General features: G+C 62.7%; 1 protein-coding gene. It reads left to right on the top strand.

The features are described 5' to 3' along the window. Positions 1–351 (top strand): hypothetical protein (locus F2P46_RS36345; protein WP_166899358.1); only part of this gene is annotated, 351 nt, incomplete at both ends.

Below are 351 nucleotides of genomic sequence, written 5' to 3'. Positions count from 1 at the left end.
TCAAACAAGATCTGTCCCGGCCCACGTTCTACCGCATGCTGATGCGCCGCCTTCGACGCCGGCTCGACTGGCAACCTTATGTGAAGCTCAACCTGGAGGCGCGGGACGTGCGCAACGATCCGCAGCTGCCGTCCATGCGTGCCGCGTTGCGTCCCATACCTATCGCCATGCGGCCCCTTCACCGGGATGGAACCGCGACTTGGGGCAGAAAGACCGTACGCGAACTGGCCTGCCTCCCGCCAGCGGACCAGTTCGCGCAGATCGCCAAGCTTGCCAGGCAGAAGTTCTCCTTCGACCAGACCCTCGCCTACGCCCGCTGCAAGGAAGATGTCAACATCTACGTGCTTGAAG

This window comes from Massilia sp. CCM 8734 (assembly GCF_011682155.1).
Classification (GTDB): Bacteria; Pseudomonadota; Gammaproteobacteria; order Burkholderiales; family Burkholderiaceae_D; genus Telluria_A; species Telluria_A rubra.
Note: the sequence above shows the minus strand (reverse complement) of the source record. Positions and strands in the feature narration are given on the sequence as shown.